Source organism: Comamonadaceae bacterium OTU4NAUVB1, from assembly GCA_024372625.1.
GTDB lineage: Bacteria > Pseudomonadota > Gammaproteobacteria > Burkholderiales > Burkholderiaceae_C > Variovorax.
Genome location: CP099603.1, coordinates 293,973 through 310,337 on the forward strand (window position 1 = coordinate 293,973; position 16,365 = coordinate 310,337).

The window sequence follows — 16,365 nt, forward strand, 5'->3', positions numbered from 1 at the left end:
CGCACGCCGCCGCCCCGCGCGGGGCCGGACAGTGCAGCGATGCTCAGTCGCATCATCTACAGCAGCCGTTCGCTGTGCAGCCCGTCCGAGGCGATGGCGCTGCTCGACCATGCGCGCGTCACCAACGCCCGCCGCGACATCACGGGCGCGCTGTACCTGGCCGACGGCCGGTTCCTCCAGTGCCTCGAAGGCGAGGAGGAGGTCCTCGCGCCCCTGCTCGAACGCATCCAGCGCGATCCCCGCCATGCCGACTGCCAGGTCCTCGACCGGCGGCCGATCTCCCGGCGCGTCTACACGGGCTGGTCCATGGCCTGGCTGCCGCCGTCGCCGAGCGCGGCCCTGATGATGAAGACGATCGTGGCGCAGGCCCTGCCGCAGGGCGGCCCTGACGCGCGCGCGGTGGGCGCCTTCTTCTACGCGATGGCCCAGATGGGCGAGTCCGAGTAGCGGCCGTGCCGCTCAGGGCGGCGGCGCCGTTCCCGGGCTTCCGACGCGGCCCTCGCGGACGTCGGTCGCCCGCCGGGCGATCGCCTCGCGCTGGGCGCCGTCGAGCGACGCGAGCCGCCCGAGCTGGTGCGCGAGGCGGGGTTCACGGGCCAGCCGGTTTTCGTGGCGGACCATGAAGTCCCAGTACAGCGTGGTGAACGGGCAGGCGGTCTCGCCGTCGGAGCGCCCGGGGTCGTAGCGGCAGGTGGCGCACGGCCCGCCCATGCGCTCGATGTAGCGGCCCGTCGCGATGTAGGGCTTGCTGCCCATCAGCCCACCATCGGCGAACTGGCTCATGCCCAGCGTGTTGGGCAGCTCCACCCATTCGACCGCGTCGACGTAGACGGCCAGGTACCAGGCGTGCACCGCCTGCGGCCGCACGCCCATCAGCAGCGCGAACAGGCCGGTGACCATGAGGCGCTGGATGTGGTGGGCGTAGCCGTGGCGCAGCGTCTGGCGGATGGTCTCGCGCAGGCAGGCGAAATCCGTCTCGCCGTCCCAGTACCACGCGGGCAGGGCCGCCGTCGCGTCCAGCGCGTTGCGCGCCAGGTAGCCCGGCATCTGCGTCCAGTAGACCCCCCGCACGTACTCGCGCCAGCCCAGGATCTGGCGCACGAAGCCCTCGACGGCCGCGAGCGGCGCGCGGCCGGCGCGGTAGGCGGCCTCGGCCGCCGCGACCACCTCCCGCGCGCCGAGCAACTTCAGGTTGAGCGCCGCCGACAGCTGGGAGTGGTAGAGCCAGGGCTCGCCCGGCCACATGGCGTCCTGGTAGTGGCCGAAGGCCGGCAGGCGGTGGTCGATGAAGTCGCCCAGCGCGCGCAGCGCGTCCGCGCGCGTGACCGGCCAGTCGAAATCGTCGAGTTCGCCCGGATGGTCGGCGAAGCGCCGCGCCACCAGCCCCAGCACCTCGCGCGTCGTCGCGTCGGGCGCGAAGCGCGGCCGCGCGGGCAGCAGGCCGGGACCGGCGCGGCCGAAGGCACGGCGGTTGGCGCGGTCGTAGTTCCAGGCGCCGCCTTCCGGGCGGCCGTCGTCCGCCATCAGCACGCCGTGGCGCCGGCGCAGCGCGCGGTAGAAGTACTCCAGGCGCAGCGGCCGGCCACCCAGTCCCCGCACGTAGGCCGCGAAGTCCCGCACCGTGAGGTGGAAGTGGCGGTCCGGACGCACGTCCAGGGGCACGCCGCGTTCGCGCGCGGTGGCCGAGAGCGCCTGCCACACGCGCCAGTCGCCCGGTGCCGTCATGACCAGGCCCGCGGGGGCCAGCGCGTCGATGGCGGCCCCCAGTTCACCGGCCAGCGTGCCGGCGTTGCGCGCGTCGTCCAGGCGGACGTGACGCACCCGCCAGCCGCGCGCGACCAGGGCCTGGGAGAAGTGCCGCATGGCGGCGAGGAACATCGCGGTGCGCGGCTTCGCCGACCAGACGTGGGTCGACTCCTCGGCAACCTCGGCCATCCAGACCGCGTCGTGGTCCGGATCGAAGCCGTCGAAGGCGGCCGCGTCGTGATCGAGCTGGTCGCCCAGCACCAGGATCAGGTGACGCGTCGGCCGCCCGGCGGCGGCGAGGGCGTTAATGGCCGTCCTTGCGCGACCCGCGCCGCACGCCGTTCCAGCCCGGTCGGCGGGCTCGGGCGTGCAGGAAACGGGTCATGGAACGGCCTTTCGGAGTGCGGGGGTCGGAGGAGGGGGCCGACCGGCCCCCGACGTCCGGGCGGCGGTGGAGACACCGAGGCCAACGAGGCTAGCGGCGTCCCGGTCCCGCCACGTGGGAGGGCGTCGCATCCTGCGTAGGAAACGCAGGCCGGCCGGTCCGGCCTCAGGCCACGTTGACCTGGATGCGGCGCGGCTGAGCGTGCCCGGCCTTGGGGATCGTCAGCTTCAGCACGCCCTGCGCGAGTTCGGCCGACACCTTCTCGGCATCGAGTTCCTTGCTCAGCGTGAAGACGCGGCGCCAGCGCGCCAGGCCGATCTCGGTGTGCTGCGAGGTCAGGCCCTCGGGCAGGGTCATGTCCGACTCCGCCTCGATGATCAGCGTGTCGGCCTCGACCTGCAGGTCGAGCCGGTCGCGGCTCACGCCGGGCAGGTCGGCGTACAGGGTGATGCCCTGGGCGTCCTCGATCACGTCGACCGGTGGGGTCAGCGTGGCCTCGCCCTGACGGGCGCGCCGCTTCGCGTCGGCGCCGGCCCCGGCGGAGGCGGACGGATCGCGGGTGGCGGACGTGGTCTGGATGTCGTTGCTCATGGCGTTGCTCCTTCGTTCGGTTGGATGTCGGGGTTCGGGTGCGGCCCTCACTGGACCGGGATGCGGCGCGGCTGGGCCGAGGCGCGGCGCTGCACGGTGATGTGCAGGAGGCCGTCGCGCAGCCTGGCCTCGACCGCTTCCGGATCGGCATCGTCGGGCAGCGTCAGCACGCGGCGGAAGCGGCCGTCGAAGCGCTCGTTGACGTGCAGGGTGGACTGCTTGGCGTCCGGGCCGGGCAGGCCGGTGCGGCGCTCGCCGGCGATCGTCAGCAGGCCGCGCTCGAGGTTCACCTCGAGCGAGTCCGGGTCGATGCCCGGCGCGAAGGCGTAGACCTCGATGGACTGCGGCGTGCCACCGACGTTGAGCGCCGGAAAGCCGTGGCGGGCGGCCCCCCGGATGGCGGGAGAGGGGTCGAAGGCCTGTTGCATGTCGCGTTGCAGGCGATCGATCTCGGCGAAGAGGTCGCGCGGGAAGAGGGATCGGTACATGGTGAACATCTCCGGTTGACGGGTTGGACGACGTGTCGCCGGCGCCGGTTCGGACGGCATCGGCGGCCCCACCGGGGAACTAGGAGCGGGCGAAAACTTTTCAAGGGGATTTTTCGCGCGACCGCGCGCGGCGCTTTCAACGCGCTTTTCATCGCGCCGTCATGCGCGGCCGGCAGCATCCGCCGCGCACCGATCACCACAACCCTGACCGCCCCGAGCGCGTCCATTTCAATGCAACGCACCCCCTTTCGCGCCACCCCGGCGCTGCTGGCACTGACGGCGGCCGCCGTCGCCACGGTCCTCGCGTCCTGCGGCGGCGACGGCGGCGAGGCCGCCTGGCCCCCCGCCGCCACGGCCGACGCCCGGGTCAAGGCGGCCTGGGTCGAACTCGGCGCCGACGGCCAGACGATCGTGCGCGCTATCACCTCGGCCGACGCCTGCCCGGTGATCTCGCTGGACGGCGTCGTCGCGCCGATGACCCTGCGCGCGGCCGCCGGCACCGCCGCCCAGCGCACCACGGCCAGCGATGCGGCCGACTCCAAGCCCTCGGCGTTTCCCGTCACCACCTGCGAGAGCCGGCCGAGGGCCGGGACCCTGGCCGCGAGCGTCGCCGGCCGCGCGCTGCCGCTGCCCAAGGCGCAGCCCCGGCGCATCGCCGTGCTGGCCGACACCGGCTGCCGCATGAAGAAGGCCGACAACGCCTTCCAGGCCTGCAACGACGCCACGGCCTGGCCGTTCGTGACCATCGCCGCCACCATCGCGTCGATGCGGCCCGACCTCGTCATGCACATCGGCGACTACCACTACCGCGAGAACGCGTGTCCGACCGACATCGCCGGCTGCCGCGACAGCCCCTGGGGCTACGGCTGGGACACCTGGGAGGCCGACCTGTTCGCGCCGGCCGCGCCGCTGCTGGCCGCCGCCCCCTGGGTGATGGGTCGCGGGAACCACGAGGAGTGCGCGCGCGGCGGCCAGGGCTGGATGCGCTTCCTGGACACGCGCGCCTACGGCGCCACGCTCAGCTGCGACGCGCCGGCCAACGACAACGCCGCCAACTTCAGCGCGCCCTACGCCGTGCCGCTGGGCGGCGACACGCAGGTCGTGGTGTTCGACTCGGCCAAGGCCGGCACCGCCGCTTTCGGCGCGTCCGACTTCAAGTTCCCGATCTACCAGGCCCAGTTCCGCCAGGTGGCCGCGCTGGTGGCCGACACGTCGAAGACCTCGCTGTTCGCCAACCACCATCCGATCCTGGCCTTCGCGCCCATCGCCGGCGGCGCGCCCGTGCCGGGCAACCTGGGGCTGCAGGCGGTCATGCGCACGCTGGAGCCGACGGCCTACTACCCCGAGGGCGTGAAGATCGCGCTGCACGGCCACGTGCACGACTTCCAGGCGCTGAACTTCGCGAGCGCGCACCCGGCGACCTTCGTCACGGGCAACGGCGGCGACAACGTGGACGTCAACCTGCCCGACCCGTTCCCGGCCGGGCTCGCGCCCGCGCCCGGCGTGACGCTCGAGCGCATCACCCACACCAACACCTTCGGCTTCATGATGATGGAGCGCGACGCGGAGGCCGGGTCGGCGTGGCGCTACCTCGCCTACACCCGGGACGGCAAGCTGCTCACCACCTGCGTGCCGACGGGCTCGAAGATCGCCTGCGACAGGACGGGCTTCCTCGCGCCGTGACGCGCCCCGCCCCGATCGCCCGGACGGCGGCCTGGCTGGCCGCGCTGCTCGCCGCCCTGTCCATGGCGCACGCCGCCCCGGCGGGCGACGCGCCGCGCGTGGTCGGCCACGTGGGCGACACGCCGCGCTACGCGGCCATCGTCCCGGCCGCGCGGCCCCTGGCGCCGCCCGCGCCGGAGGACGTCGCGCTGGGCCGCCGGCTGTTCGAGGACACCCGCCTGTCGCGCCCGCGCGGCACCAGTTGCGCGAGCTGCCACGATCCCGCCAGGGGCTTCACCAGCTTCAACGGCGGGCGCGACGGCGTGGCTGGCGGCAGCGTGCGCGCCCGCCTGGGCACGCGCAACCCGCCCGCGCTGACCTACGCGCGCTACCTGCCGCCGCTCTATTTCTATCAGGACGACGACGCCCAGGCGCCCGCGCCCTTCGGCGGCCTGATGCTCGACGGCCGTGCCGACACCCTGGCCGCGCAGGCGCGCGAGCCGCTGCTCGCGCGCCACGAGATGAACCTGGGCACCCCGCGCGCGGCGATGCGGCGGCTGCGGGAGGCGGGCTACGAAGCCGCGTTCGAGGCCCGCCATGGCGCCGGCGTGCTGCGCGATCCGCGCCGCGCGCTCGACGCCTTCGGCCACAGCCTGGAGGCCTACCTGCGCAGCGACGCGCTGTCGCCGTTCGACTCGCGCTTCGACGACGCGCTGCGCGGCGGGCCCGCCCTGAGCGCGCGCGAGCAGCGCGGCCTGGCGATCTTCCGCGACCCCGACCGCGGCAACTGCGCGTCCTGCCACAGCGTGAGTGCGACCTCGAACAACCCGGCGCGCTCCCTGTTCACCGACTTCGGCTACGAGGCGCTGGGCGTGCCGCGCAACCGCGCGCTGCCGGCCAACGCGCGCGCCGACGCCTACGACGTCGGCCTGTGCCGCACCGCCCGGGACCGTCGCTGGCCCGACGCCCAGGCGTGGTGCGGCTACTTCCGCACGCCCAGCCTGCGCAACGTGGCGGTGCGCGAGCGCTTCATGCACAACGGCGTGTTCACCTCGCTGCGCGACGCGGTGGCCTTCTACGCCACGCGCTCGACCGACCCGCAGCGCTGGTACGGCCGCCATCCCGCGTTCGACGACCTGCCCGGGGCGCTGCGCGGCAACGTCAACGTCGCGAGCACCCCGCTCAACCGGCGCGCGGGCGGCGCGCCGGCGCTCGGCGAGGACGACATCGACGCGCTCGTCGCGTTCCTGGGCACCCTGACCGACCGGCGCCACGCGGCGGTGCTCCCGGCGCCGACGCCAACGCCGACGCCCGCGCGCTGAACGAACGACCCGGCGCCGGCCGGGCGATCCGACGATCTGGCACCCGGATGCCGGCTTATTCCGGGGAAGGGCGCGCGCGCGCCGGGGGAGACTGCGCCAGCCCCTCGCGCCGTGCCGCGGCGCGAATGGGGTCCTCGGCCATCCGCCGTCCATTGCCAGGAACGTCCCGTGATCCTCTCCGCCCTTGCCGCTCCGGTCGAAGACCTCGACGAGCGCGACCGTCTGCGCGCGCTCGACGCGCTGCAGATCCTCGACACCTTCCCCGAGGCAGTCTTCGACGACCTGGCCTGGCTGGCGGGACGGCTGTGCGACGTGCCCATTAGCCTGGTGACGCTGGTGGCCGCCGAGCACGCCTGGTTCAAGGCGCGGTGCGGACTGGCGCACGAGCGCATGCCGCGCAAGGAGGCCTTCTGCGCGCACGCGCTGGCGCAGGACGACATCCTGGAGGTCCGCGACGCGCGCGCGGACCCGCGTTTCGCCGACCTGGCCCCCGTGACCGGCGCGCCCCACGTCCGCTTCTACGCGGGCGCGCTGGTGCGGGGCGCGCAGGGCCATCGCCTGGGCACCCTGTGCGTGCTGGACACCCGTCCGCGCACCCTGAGCGAGGACCAGCGCGAGGGCCTGCGACGCCTGGCGCGGCGGGCCAGCGAGGCCCTGGAGACCCGGCGCCAGCGCATGCTCGCGCAGAGCCGCGAGGCGGCCGTCGCCGAGCTGCTCGACGTGCTGCCCGACGGCGTCGTGACCTGCGACGCGACCGGCGCGCTGCGCGAATTCAACGCCGCCTCGCGCGAGTGGCACGGCGTCGACGCGCGCCACTGCGCGCCCGCGGACTGGGCGCGCCATTTCGGCCTGTACGACGAGCGCGGCGAGGTCCTGTTGGAACCCTCGCGCATCCCGCTGGCCCGGGCCTGGAACGGCGAGCGCGTGCGCGGCCAGACCATCGTCATCCGCCGGCCGGACCGCCCGCCGCGCACCGTGAGCTGCAACGCGAATCCGCTGCTGGGGCTCGACGGCGCGATCCTGGGGGCGGTGTGCACCATGCACGACGTCACGGCCCAGATCCGGGTCGCGCAACTGATGGAGAAGATGGCGCTGACCGACGACCTGACCGGCCTGCCCAACCGCGCGGCCTGGTTCGCCGAACTCGACCGGGCGGTGGCCTGGGGGCGGCGCAGCGACCACGGCGTGGCCGTGATGTTCATGGACCTGGACGGCTTCAAGCAGATCAACGACGTGCTCGGCCATGCCGCGGGCGACGAGGTGCTGCGGCAGTTCAGCCAGCGCCTGCGCCAGGCGTGCCGCGGCTGCGACTTCATCGCGCGCCTGTCGGGCGACGAATTCGTGGTGCGCCTGCAGGGGCTGGGTGCCGATCCGCTGGACCTCGACCGGATCGCGCGCCGCATCCACCAGTCCATGGCCAGCGGCATCCGCTGGAACGGCCGCGACATCGCCGTGGCCTGCAGCATCGGCTTCGCCATGGAATGGGGCCCCGACGTCGATGCCGCGCGGCTGATGGAGAAGGCCGACCAGGCGATGTACGTCGCCAAGCGCGACAAGTCGCTGGCCTTCTCGGCCACGCTGGACGCACCGCTGACGGCCTGAAGGGGCCGGGCACGGTCGGCGGCGCGGTGGCGCGGCCGCGCGGCCGACCGGTGACGGACGCAGTCGGTCGACTTCGTCCGAACGCAATGAAATTCAACCGAGGATGAACCAGAACACCGGTTCGCGCAGCGTCGACTCGACTGACGTCACCGCAGGCGCTTCTGGGCCTGGGCCCGTCAGGCGATCGCGTCGACGGGCGCGGCTTCGTCCTGCAGCCGCGCGCGCAGCCAGCGATCGAAGCGGCCCTCGGGTGGCGACGTCGGCGTGGGCCGGTGCTCGGCGAAGAACGCGGCCAGCAGCGCGATGGCGTCCTCGGCGGCGGGCACCAGCCGCGCGGCGCAACCCAGCATGAGGTTCAGCGGCATGCCGAAGTCCTCCACCGCCATGCCGCCGTCGACCTCGCGCAGCATGCCCACGGCGTCGCGCTCGCAGCGCCGGGTGCGCGAGACCCGCTCGGCGTACGCCTCGGCGGACGCGCCGTAGCCCACGATCGGCAGGTCCAGCGCGGCGGCGAAGCCGACCTCGAACGCCGTGCCCGAATCGGGTTCGTGGCCGCGCCACTCCTGCAGGTCGGCCAGCACGCCGTCGGCCTCGCGCAGCATCCGGGTGTTGGCCGCGTAGATGCGGCGGGCGAGCGGCGCGTCGGCCGCCCCGCCGCAGTCGTCGGTCGGCAGCAGGGCGTGCAGACCGTGGGCCTCGCACACGGCGGCCAGCCGAGCCAGGTGCTCGCGCGCGTCGGGACGGAAGACGGACGGCCCGGCGAGGTAGACCTTGGGACGCAGGGATGCCGCGGCGGGCACGGCGGGCATGTCGGGACTGGCTGGAACGGCGATGGTCATGCGGCGACTCCTGGAGGCCGGTGGGCGGAGTCCGCATGCTAACGGCCGCGCGGCGTCCCCGGCCGGCCGTCGCCTCACAGGCGCTGCGCGATCACGATCTCGTGGATGAACTGCAGCTTGGCGACGGCGCGGAAGGGCAGCACGAACGGGTAGGCATCGGGCTGGCCCATGCTGCGCGACAGTTCGTTCATGACCTGGGTCAGCTGCACCCACGCGTTGAGCATTTCCAGGAAGCCGGCGGCGCCCGGCAGCTCACGCCGCCAGAGGTAGTTGCCGTCGAGCGGGTCGGATTCGGTCGCGGCCTCGTCCAGCGCGATGCCGAAGCTCGCCGCGGTGTCGACCGTGTCGGCGATGTGCAGGTAGTGCGACCAGGTCTCGGCCCAGTCCTCCCAGGGGTGCGCCGACGCGTAGCTGCTGAGGTAGGTGGCGCCCCAGGCGGGCGGGGGGCCGTCGCGGTAGTACTGCTGCAGGGCCTTGGCGTAGTCCATGCGCTCGTCGCCGAACAGCGCGCGGAAGTATTCCAGGCGCAGCGCGTCCGAGCGCACCAGGCGGTCCCAGTAGTAGTGGCCGATCTCGTGGCGGAAGTGCCCGAGCAGCGTGCGGTAGGGCTCGCCCATCGCGGCGCGGATGGCCTCGCGCTGGGCGTCGTCGGCTTCGATCACGTTTAGGGTGATCACGCCGTCGTGGTGGCCGGTCATCACCGGCGCCCCGCCGGCCAGGGGTTCGAGCATGTCGAAGGCGATGCCCGGCGTCGTCGCCGTCCGCACCTCCACCGGCAGCCGCAGCGCCAGCAGCTGCGTGAGCAGGCGGCGCTTGGCGGTCTCCAGCTCGCGCCACCGGTGGCGGTTGAGCGGCGTGTCGACGTCGAACATGCGGCGGTTGAGGCGGCACGCCAGGCAGGGCGTCTCCAGGTGGCCGAGCTGGTTCTGCGGCTCGTGCGAAGGCACCAGCCAATTGCAGCCCGACGCGCTCTGGCGGTTGACGCAGAAGCGGAACAGCGCCCCGGCGTCCGCGCCGACGATGCGCCAGAGCGCCGGCGCCGGCCCGGGCGTCAGCGCGACCATGGTCAGGCGGCCGGTCTCGTAGCCGAGCTGGCTGCCGCAGTTGACGCACTGCGTGTTGCGCAGGAACACCGGGCGCCCGCACTGGCACTTGTAGGCGCGTCGGACGACGGGAGACTTGAGGTGCGGCATGGCGGATCCGGGAAGGCGAGGAGGGTGCGGCCGGTGTCGACCGGTCCGCCGGGGTCACCGCGTCGATGCCGGCGTGGGCACTATGGCCGTGCCGGGGCGGCGGGCGTGCAGGACCGGGGCTCTTTCGGTGGGTCCGGGGCCGCGCGCGAACGCCCGGCAAAGGCGCCTTTGCCTCTAAACTGCCGCGACTCCCCCGGTCGAAAAGAAAGCGCCATGAACCTGCCCGCACACCAGCTGACGATGACCGTCCTCATGACGCCCGACATGGCGAACTTCGCCGGCAACGTGCACGGCGGCACGATCCTGAAGTTCCTCGACCAGGTCGCCTACGCCTGCGCCAGCCGCTACGCCGGGCGCTACGTGGTCACGCTGTCGGTCGACCAGGTCATGTTCCGCGAGCCGATCAACGTGGGCGAACTGGTGACCTTCAACGCGTCGATCAACCACACCGGCACCTCGTCGATGGAGGTCGGCATCAAGGTGCTGGCCGAGAACATCCGCACCCAGGAGACGCGCCACGCCAACAGCTGCTTCTTCACCATGGTGGCGGTCGACGACGACCGCAAGCCCACGCCGGTGCCGCCGCTGCGGCCGTTCTCGCCCGAGGAGCGCCGCCGCTACGCGGCCGCCGAGCTGAGGAAGCAGCTGCGCCAGGAATACCGCAGCCGCTTCGAGGCCGCGCGCAACGTCGCGCCACCGCCGGCGGCGCCGCGCCTGCCGGGGATCAAGACGAAGGACGGCGCCCCGGCCCCGGCCGCCAAGGCCTGATCAGGCCCCGGCGATCCGCAGGCCCAGCAGGCCGATCGCCAGCGCGCCCGACAGCACGGTCGCGCATTTCCAGAACACCACCGGGTCGCGCTCGATCAGGGCCGGCGCGCGCCGCTCCAGGAATTCGCGCCCCGGCGCGCGCAGGTCGTGGACGAACTCCGACACCACGGCCTGGCGCCGCGCGGGCCGCGGGTGCAGGGCCTTCTGCAGCACGGCGTCCACCCAGGCCGGCAGGGCGGGGCGGTGGTGGCGCACCGGCACGTAGCGCAGCCGCCCCAGGTCGCCCGCGCCCCGCACGCGCGCGACCTGCAGGCCGTAGGGCAGGTGGCCGGTGAGCATCTGGTAGGTGAGGACGGCAAGCGAGAACAGGTCGGAACGCTCGCTCGCGGCGTCGCCGACGAAGTATTCGGGCGCGGCGTACTGCAGCGTGCCGACCCGCTCGCCCGCCGCGTCCTCGCGTCCGCCCTCGGCCAGCCCGGCCACGTGCGCGGAGGCCAGGTCGATGATGCGCACGGTCCCCGCGCGGTCGATCATGACGTTCTCCGGGCGCAGGTCCTGGTGCAGCATCTCCTTGCCGTGCAGCGCCTGCAGGCCGCGCGCGAGCTGCTCGACGATGGCGCGCACGCGGTCGAGGCCGGGCGCGGGGTGGTCGACCATCCACTGCGCGAGGGTCTGGCCCTCGACGTATTCCATGGCCACGAACAGGTGGCCGCGCACGCGGTCGACGGCGGCGGCCTTGACCACGTGCGGGCTGTCGATGCGCCGCGCCACCCATTCCTCCAGCACGAAGCGGTCGAGGTGGTCGGCGTTCTCGTGCATGTCCACCGCCGGCAGCTTCAGCACCACCCGCGCGCCAGTCGCGTCGTCCACCGCCAGGTGCACGTGGCTGCGCGCGCTCGCGTGCAGTTCGCGCACCAGCGTGAAGCCCTCGAAGCGCGCGCGCGGGCCCAGCGCCGGCGGCAGCGCCAGGCCGGCGCGCGGCAGCGGTAGGCGGGCCGGGTCGGCGCGTTCGGGCAAGGCGTCCACGCGCACGATCTGCACGGTGGCGTCGTCGTCGCTGCCGAGCGCGCGCGCCCGCTCGACCAGCCACCGCGCGGCGCCGTCGAGGTCGTCGCCGTGGCGCGCCAGCGCCTCGTGCACCGCCGGCGCGTCCAGGCGCACGCAGGCGCCGTCGGTGGCCAGCACGTAGATGTCGCCGACCGCCAGGTCCCAGCGGCGGTAGTCGATCTCCACGTGCGCGCCGGCCCCGAGGGCGCGCGCCAGGTAGGACTCCAGCGAGGAGACGTGGACCCGGTGGTCCTCGGTGAGCTGTTCCAGCGCGTGCGCGTGCAGGCGGTGGACGCGGGCGTCGCCCACGTGCAGCAGGTGGGCGTCGCGGCCCTTGAGGATCAGGGCGGTGAAGGTGCAGACGTGGCCGCTGTCCTTGTCGAAGCGCGCGTCGCCGCGCATCGTCTGGGCGTGGAGCCAGGCGTTGGTGGCGTCGATGACGCGCTGGGCCGAGCGCCGCACCGACCAGGCGTCCGAGGTGGCGTAGTAGTCGTCGAGGAAGCCGCGCACGGCCGCCGCGCTGGCGACCTGGCTGACGGGGCTGGAGCCGATGCCGTCGGCGATGGCCACGGCGATGCCCTTCGATTCGCGCAGCGGCCCTTCGGCCAGCATGGCGCCGTGGAAGTCCTGGTTGACGGCCTTGCCGGGCCCGGCCAGCGAGTGCTGGCCGAGGCTCACGCGCAGCGACTCGCGCATGCCGCGTTCAGCGCACGACGCGTTTGGGAGCGGTCTTGTAGTGCGTCGAATAAAGCGTCAGGCCGACGAAGGTCAGGCCGCCGACCAGGTTGCCCAGCACGGTCGGGATCTCGTTCCAGATCAGGTAGTCCATGAGCGTGAACTTGCCGCCCAGCAGCAGGCCGGTGGGGAACAGGAACATGTTGACGATCGAATGCTCGAAGCCCATGTAGAAGAAGATCATGACCGGCATCCACATGCCGATGGCCTTGCCCGAGACGGTGGTCGACATCATGGCCGCGACCACGCCGGTGGACACCATCCAGTTGCACATCACGCCGCGCACGAACAGCGTCAGCATGCCGGCAGCGCCGTGCGCCGAATAGCCCAGCGTGCGGCCTTCCCCGATGTGGCCGAGCCGCTCGCCGACGGCGTTGGGCGCCTCGCTGAAGCCGAAGGTGAAGATGATGGCCATGAGCACGGCCACGGTCAGCGCGCCGGCGAAGTTGCCGCAGAACACCAGCCCCCAGTTGCGCAGCACGCCGGACCAGGTGGCGCCGGGGCGCTTGTCGAGCACCGCCAGCGGCGCCAGCGTGAACACGCCCGTCAGCAGGTCGAAGCCCATCAGGTACAGCATGATGAAGCCGACCGGGAACAGCATCGCGCCGACGAGCGCGTTGCCCGTGTTGACGGTGACGGTGACGGCGAACGCCGCCGCCAGCGCCAGGATGGCGCCGGCCATGTAGGAGCGGATCAGCGTGTCGCGGGTCGACATCAGGAGCTTGGATTCGCCGGAGTCGACCATCTTGGTCACGAATTCGGCGGGGGCGAGGTAGGCCATGGGATTCCTTGGAAAAAAGAGGGAGGCGGCGGCGGGGACGCGGGGTCGGGCTCAGGCCAGCGCGACCTGCACGCGGCCCTCGTGCACGCGCACCGCGTGGGCGCGCACCGAATGCTCGGGCGACTCCAGGCATTCGCCGCTATAGAGGTCGAAATGGTTCTTGTAGAGGGGCGAGGCGACGACGATGCGTTCGCCCAGGTTGCCCACCAGCCCGCGCGAGAGCACGCTGGCGCGCGACTTGGGGTCGACGTTGTCGATGGCCAGGAAGGCCTGCCTCGCCGCGACGTGGAAGATCGCGACGTGCACGCCCTCGACCAGGGCGCAGACGCCGGTGTCGGGCAGGATGTCCTCGGGCGCGCACACGGCGGTCCAGCGCGGGGTGTCGTCGGGGGTGGGGGTGGCGGTCATGGGGTGGTCCTCGGTGGCGTTCATGCGGCGGCGTTCATGCGATGGCGACGCTGGACGCGGCGGCGCGTTCCTCGGCGCTGGCCGGGCGGATCTGCCCGCGCTCGCCGACGAAGACGATGTGCTCGTCGGGCTTGTCGCTGTTGACGAACGAGCGGAAGCGCTGGCGCACGGCGGGATCGGTGATGGCGGTCTTCCATTCGCACTGGTAGGTGTCCACCACGTGCTGCATCTGCGCCTCCAGTTCGGCGCCCAGGCCCAGGGTGTCGGCCACGACCACGCCCTTGAGGTAGTCCAGGCCGCCCTCGAGGTTGTCGCGCCAGGTGCTGGTGCGCTGCAGGCGGTCGGCGGTGCGCACGTAGAACATCAGGAAGCGGTCGATCAGGCGGATCAGCTCGGTCTTCGAGAGGTCGGTGGCGATGAGTTCGGCATGGCGCGGCTTCATGCCGCCGTTGCCGCAGACGTAGAGGTTCCAGCCCTTCTCCGTGGCGATGATGCCGACGTCCTTGCCCTGCGCCTCGGCGCACTCGCGGGTGCAGCCGGAGACGCCGAACTTGATCTTGTGCGGCGCGCGCAGGCCCTTGTAGCGGTTCTCCAGCTCGACGGCCAGACCCACCGAGTCGTCCACGCCGTAGCGGCACCAGGTCGAGCCGACGCAGCTCTTCACCGTGCGCAGCGACTTGCCGTAGGCGTGTCCCGATTCGAAGCCCGCCGCGATCAGTTCCTCCCAGATCAGCGGCAGCTGCTCGACGCGGGCGCCGAACATGTCCACCCGCTGGCCGCCGGTGATCTTGGTGTAGAGGCCGTACTTCTTGGCGATCTGGCCGCAGGCGATCAGGCCGTCGGGCGTGACCTCGCCGCCGGTCATGCGCGGCACCACCGAATAGGTGCCGTCCTTCTGGATGTTGCCCAGGAAGTAGTCATTGCTGTCCTGCAGGCCGGCCAGGTCCTTGCGCAGCACGAAGTCGTTCCAGCACGAGGCCATGACGCTGGCGGCGGTGGGCTTGCAGATGTCGCAGCCCAGGCCGTGGCCGTGCCTGGCCAGCAGCTCGGCGAAGGTGCGGATCTCGCCGACGCGCACCAGGTGGTAGAGCTCCTGTCGCGAGTAGGGGAAGTGCTCGCACAGGTGGTTGTTCACCGCCATGCCCAGGCGCGCCATCTCCACCTTCATGACCTGGGTGACCAGGGGCACGCAGCCGCCGCAGGTGGCGCCGGCCTTGGTGCAGGCCTTCATCTCGGCGATGGTGCAGGCGCCCTTGCCGACGGCCGCGTGGATGGCGCCCTTGGAGACGTCGTTGCACGAGCAGATCTGCGCCGAGTCGGGCAGCGCCTCGACGCCGATGCCGACCTTGGAGTGGCCGTCGCTCGAGGGCAGGATCAGGAACTCCGGCTCGGCCGGCAGCGCGATGCCGTTGAGCGCGATCTGCAGCAGCGTGCCGTACTCGGCCGCGTCGCCCACCAGCACCGCGCCGAGCAGCTGCTTGCCGTCCTCGCTAACGACGATCTTCTTGTAGATGCCCTTGTGCTCGTTGACGTACTGGTAGGCGCGCGAGCGGGGCGTGCGGCCGTGGGCGTCGCCGATGCTCGCCACGTCCACGCCCATCAGCTTGAGCTTGGTGCTCATGTCGGCGCCCGCGAAGGCGGCGTCGGTCTGGCCGGCGATGTGCCGGGCGGCCACGCGGGCCATCTCGTAGCCCGGCGCCACCAGGCCGAAGGTCTGGTCGTTCCAGGCCGCGCACTCGCCGATGGCGTAGATGTCGCGGTCGCTGGTGCGGCAGTGGGTGTCCACCGCCACGCCGCCGCGCGCGCCCACGGCCAGCACGCTCTGGCGCGCGAGCTCGTCGCGCGGCCGGATGCCGGCGGAGAACACGATCATGTCGGTCTCCAGCCAGGTGCCGTCGGCGAAGACCATGCGGTGGCGCGCCGTCGCGCCGTCGACGATCTCCACCGTGTTGCGTCCGGTGTGCACGTGCAGGCCCAGGGCCTCGATGCTGCCGCGCAGGGCGGCGCCGCCGCCCTCGTCGACCTGCACGGCCATCAGGCGCGGCGAGAACTCCACCACGTGGGTGTCCAGGCCCATGTCGCGCAGCGCCTTGGCGCATTCGAGGCCCAGCAGGCCGCCGCCCACCACCACGCCGCTCCTGGAGCGCGCGCCGCATTCCTTCATGGCCACCAGGTCCTCGATGGTGCGGTAGACGAAGCAGTCGGGCCGGTCGCGGCCGGGCACCGGCGGCACGAAAGGCACCGAGCCCGTGGCCAGCACCAGCTTGTCGTAGTGCAGCACCTCGCCGTCGGCGGTGGTGACGGTGTTGTCGCGCCGCTCGATGGCGACCGCGCGCGCGGCCAGCCGCAGCGAGAAGCCGCTGCGGTCGAAGAAGCCGTCCTCGACCATCGTGAGGTCCTCGGCGCTCTTGCCGGCGAAGAATTCCGAGAGGTGCACGCGGTCGTACGCCGCGCGCGGCTCCTCGCACAGGATGGTCACCTGGACGTCGGGCACGCCGAGGTCGTGGAGCTGTTCGAGGAACTTGTGGCCGACCATGCCGTGGCCGATGACTGCGATTTTCATGTGGGGTCCTGCATGCACCCGGTTCCGTGGCGGTGCGGGATGCGTGGCGTGCCGGGAAGGCAGCGCGCATGCAGGGGACTCCCGCCAGGGAATGGATGCGAATCGGGTTGGAACGGGCGGACCGTCGGCCGGGGGCCTGGGGTCCGCTTCAATCCCGCCTTCGTTAGCGGAAGCACCGCGGACCGGAAGCAGCTATGCCCTGGTCGCAGCGATGAGCAGGCAAGCACGTTGCGTG

14 protein-coding genes are annotated in these 16,365 nt (G+C 72.6%); 5 read left to right on the top strand and 9 right to left on the bottom strand.

Features of this window, described 5'->3' with window-relative positions; genetic code table 11:
- Nucleotides 1-39 precede the first annotated feature (39 nt).
- Nucleotides 40-447 carry a BLUF domain-containing protein gene (locus NF681_01285; GenBank protein ID UST52239.1) on the top strand — a complete coding sequence of 136 codons (408 nt, stop codon included), beginning with the start codon at nt 40-42 and terminating at the stop codon, nt 445-447.
- Nucleotides 448-459: 12 nt separating this feature from the next.
- On the opposite strand, the gene NF681_01290 is transcribed toward NF681_01285, so the two are convergent.
- From NF681_01290 to NF681_01300, 3 genes are all read right to left on the bottom strand, one after another.
- The gene (locus NF681_01290; GenBank protein UST52622.1) at nt 460-2,013 is read right to left on the bottom strand and encodes a cryptochrome/photolyase family protein; all 1,554 of its coding nucleotides are present in this window, start codon (nt 2,011-2,013) and stop codon (nt 460-462) included.
- 283 nt (nt 2,014-2,296) lie between these two features.
- Nucleotides 2,297-2,722 (bottom strand): Hsp20/alpha crystallin family protein, encoded by a 426-nt coding sequence (locus NF681_01295; protein UST52240.1) that lies wholly within the window; start codon nt 2,720-2,722, stop codon nt 2,297-2,299.
- A gap of 47 nt (nt 2,723-2,769) precedes the next feature.
- Nucleotides 2,770-3,210, bottom strand: a complete 441-nt coding sequence (locus tag NF681_01300) for an Hsp20/alpha crystallin family protein (GenBank protein ID UST52241.1) — start codon at nt 3,208-3,210, stop codon at nt 2,770-2,772.
- Nucleotides 3,211-3,441: 231 nt separating this feature from the next.
- Between NF681_01300 and NF681_01305 the strand changes: the two genes are divergently transcribed.
- The 3 genes from NF681_01305 to NF681_01315 all read left to right on the top strand — a co-directional run bounded on the left by NF681_01305 (nt 3,442) and on the right by NF681_01315 (nt 7,796).
- Complete coding sequence (locus NF681_01305; GenBank protein ID UST52242.1) at nt 3,442-4,893, top strand: metallophosphoesterase; 1,452 nt, start codon at nt 3,442-3,444, stop codon at nt 4,891-4,893.
- A complete protein-coding gene (locus NF681_01310; protein ID UST52243.1) occupies nt 4,890-6,194 on the top strand; it encodes a cytochrome B6 in 1,305 nt (434 codons plus the stop codon). The genes NF681_01305 and NF681_01310 overlap by 4 nt, the downstream gene beginning before the upstream one ends.
- 168 nt (nt 6,195-6,362) lie before the next feature.
- Complete coding sequence (locus tag NF681_01315; protein ID UST52244.1) at nt 6,363-7,796, top strand: diguanylate cyclase; 1,434 nt, start codon at nt 6,363-6,365, stop codon at nt 7,794-7,796.
- Nucleotides 7,797-7,972: 176 nt separating this feature from the next.
- Here the strand turns inward: NF681_01315 and NF681_01320 are convergent, their stop codons facing one another.
- A complete protein-coding gene (locus tag NF681_01320; GenBank protein ID UST52245.1) occupies nt 7,973-8,635 on the bottom strand; it encodes a nucleoside 2-deoxyribosyltransferase in 663 nt (220 codons plus the stop codon).
- A 74-nt stretch (nt 8,636-8,709) separates the two neighbouring features.
- Complete coding sequence (locus NF681_01325) at nt 8,710-9,828, bottom strand: putative zinc-binding peptidase (protein UST52246.1); 1,119 nt, start codon at nt 9,826-9,828, stop codon at nt 8,710-8,712.
- Between the two features lie 213 nt (nt 9,829-10,041).
- Between NF681_01325 and NF681_01330 the strand changes: the two genes are divergently transcribed.
- Nucleotides 10,042-10,596 carry an acyl-CoA thioesterase gene (locus tag NF681_01330; protein ID UST52247.1) on the top strand — a complete coding sequence of 185 codons (555 nt, stop codon included), beginning with the start codon at nt 10,042-10,044 and terminating at the stop codon, nt 10,594-10,596.
- Here the strand turns inward: NF681_01330 and NF681_01335 are convergent, their stop codons facing one another.
- From NF681_01335 to nirB, 4 genes are read right to left on the bottom strand one after another with little or no spacing between them, the layout of a single operon-like run.
- A complete protein-coding gene (locus NF681_01335; GenBank protein UST52248.1) occupies nt 10,597-12,339 on the bottom strand; it encodes a bifunctional serine/threonine-protein phosphatase/kinase in 1,743 nt (580 codons plus the stop codon).
- Between the two features lie 7 nt (nt 12,340-12,346).
- Nucleotides 12,347-13,159 (bottom strand): formate/nitrite transporter family protein, encoded by an 813-nt coding sequence (locus NF681_01340; GenBank protein ID UST52249.1) that lies wholly within the window; start codon nt 13,157-13,159, stop codon nt 12,347-12,349.
- Nucleotides 13,160-13,210: 51 nt separating this feature from the next.
- Nucleotides 13,211-13,567 (bottom strand): nitrite reductase small subunit NirD, encoded by a 357-nt coding sequence (nirD, locus tag NF681_01345; protein ID UST52250.1) that lies wholly within the window; start codon nt 13,565-13,567, stop codon nt 13,211-13,213.
- A gap of 34 nt (nt 13,568-13,601) precedes the next feature.
- Complete coding sequence (gene nirB / locus NF681_01350) at nt 13,602-16,130, bottom strand: nitrite reductase large subunit NirB (protein ID UST52251.1); 2,529 nt, start codon at nt 16,128-16,130, stop codon at nt 13,602-13,604.
- Nucleotides 16,131-16,365: the final 235 nt, after the last annotated feature.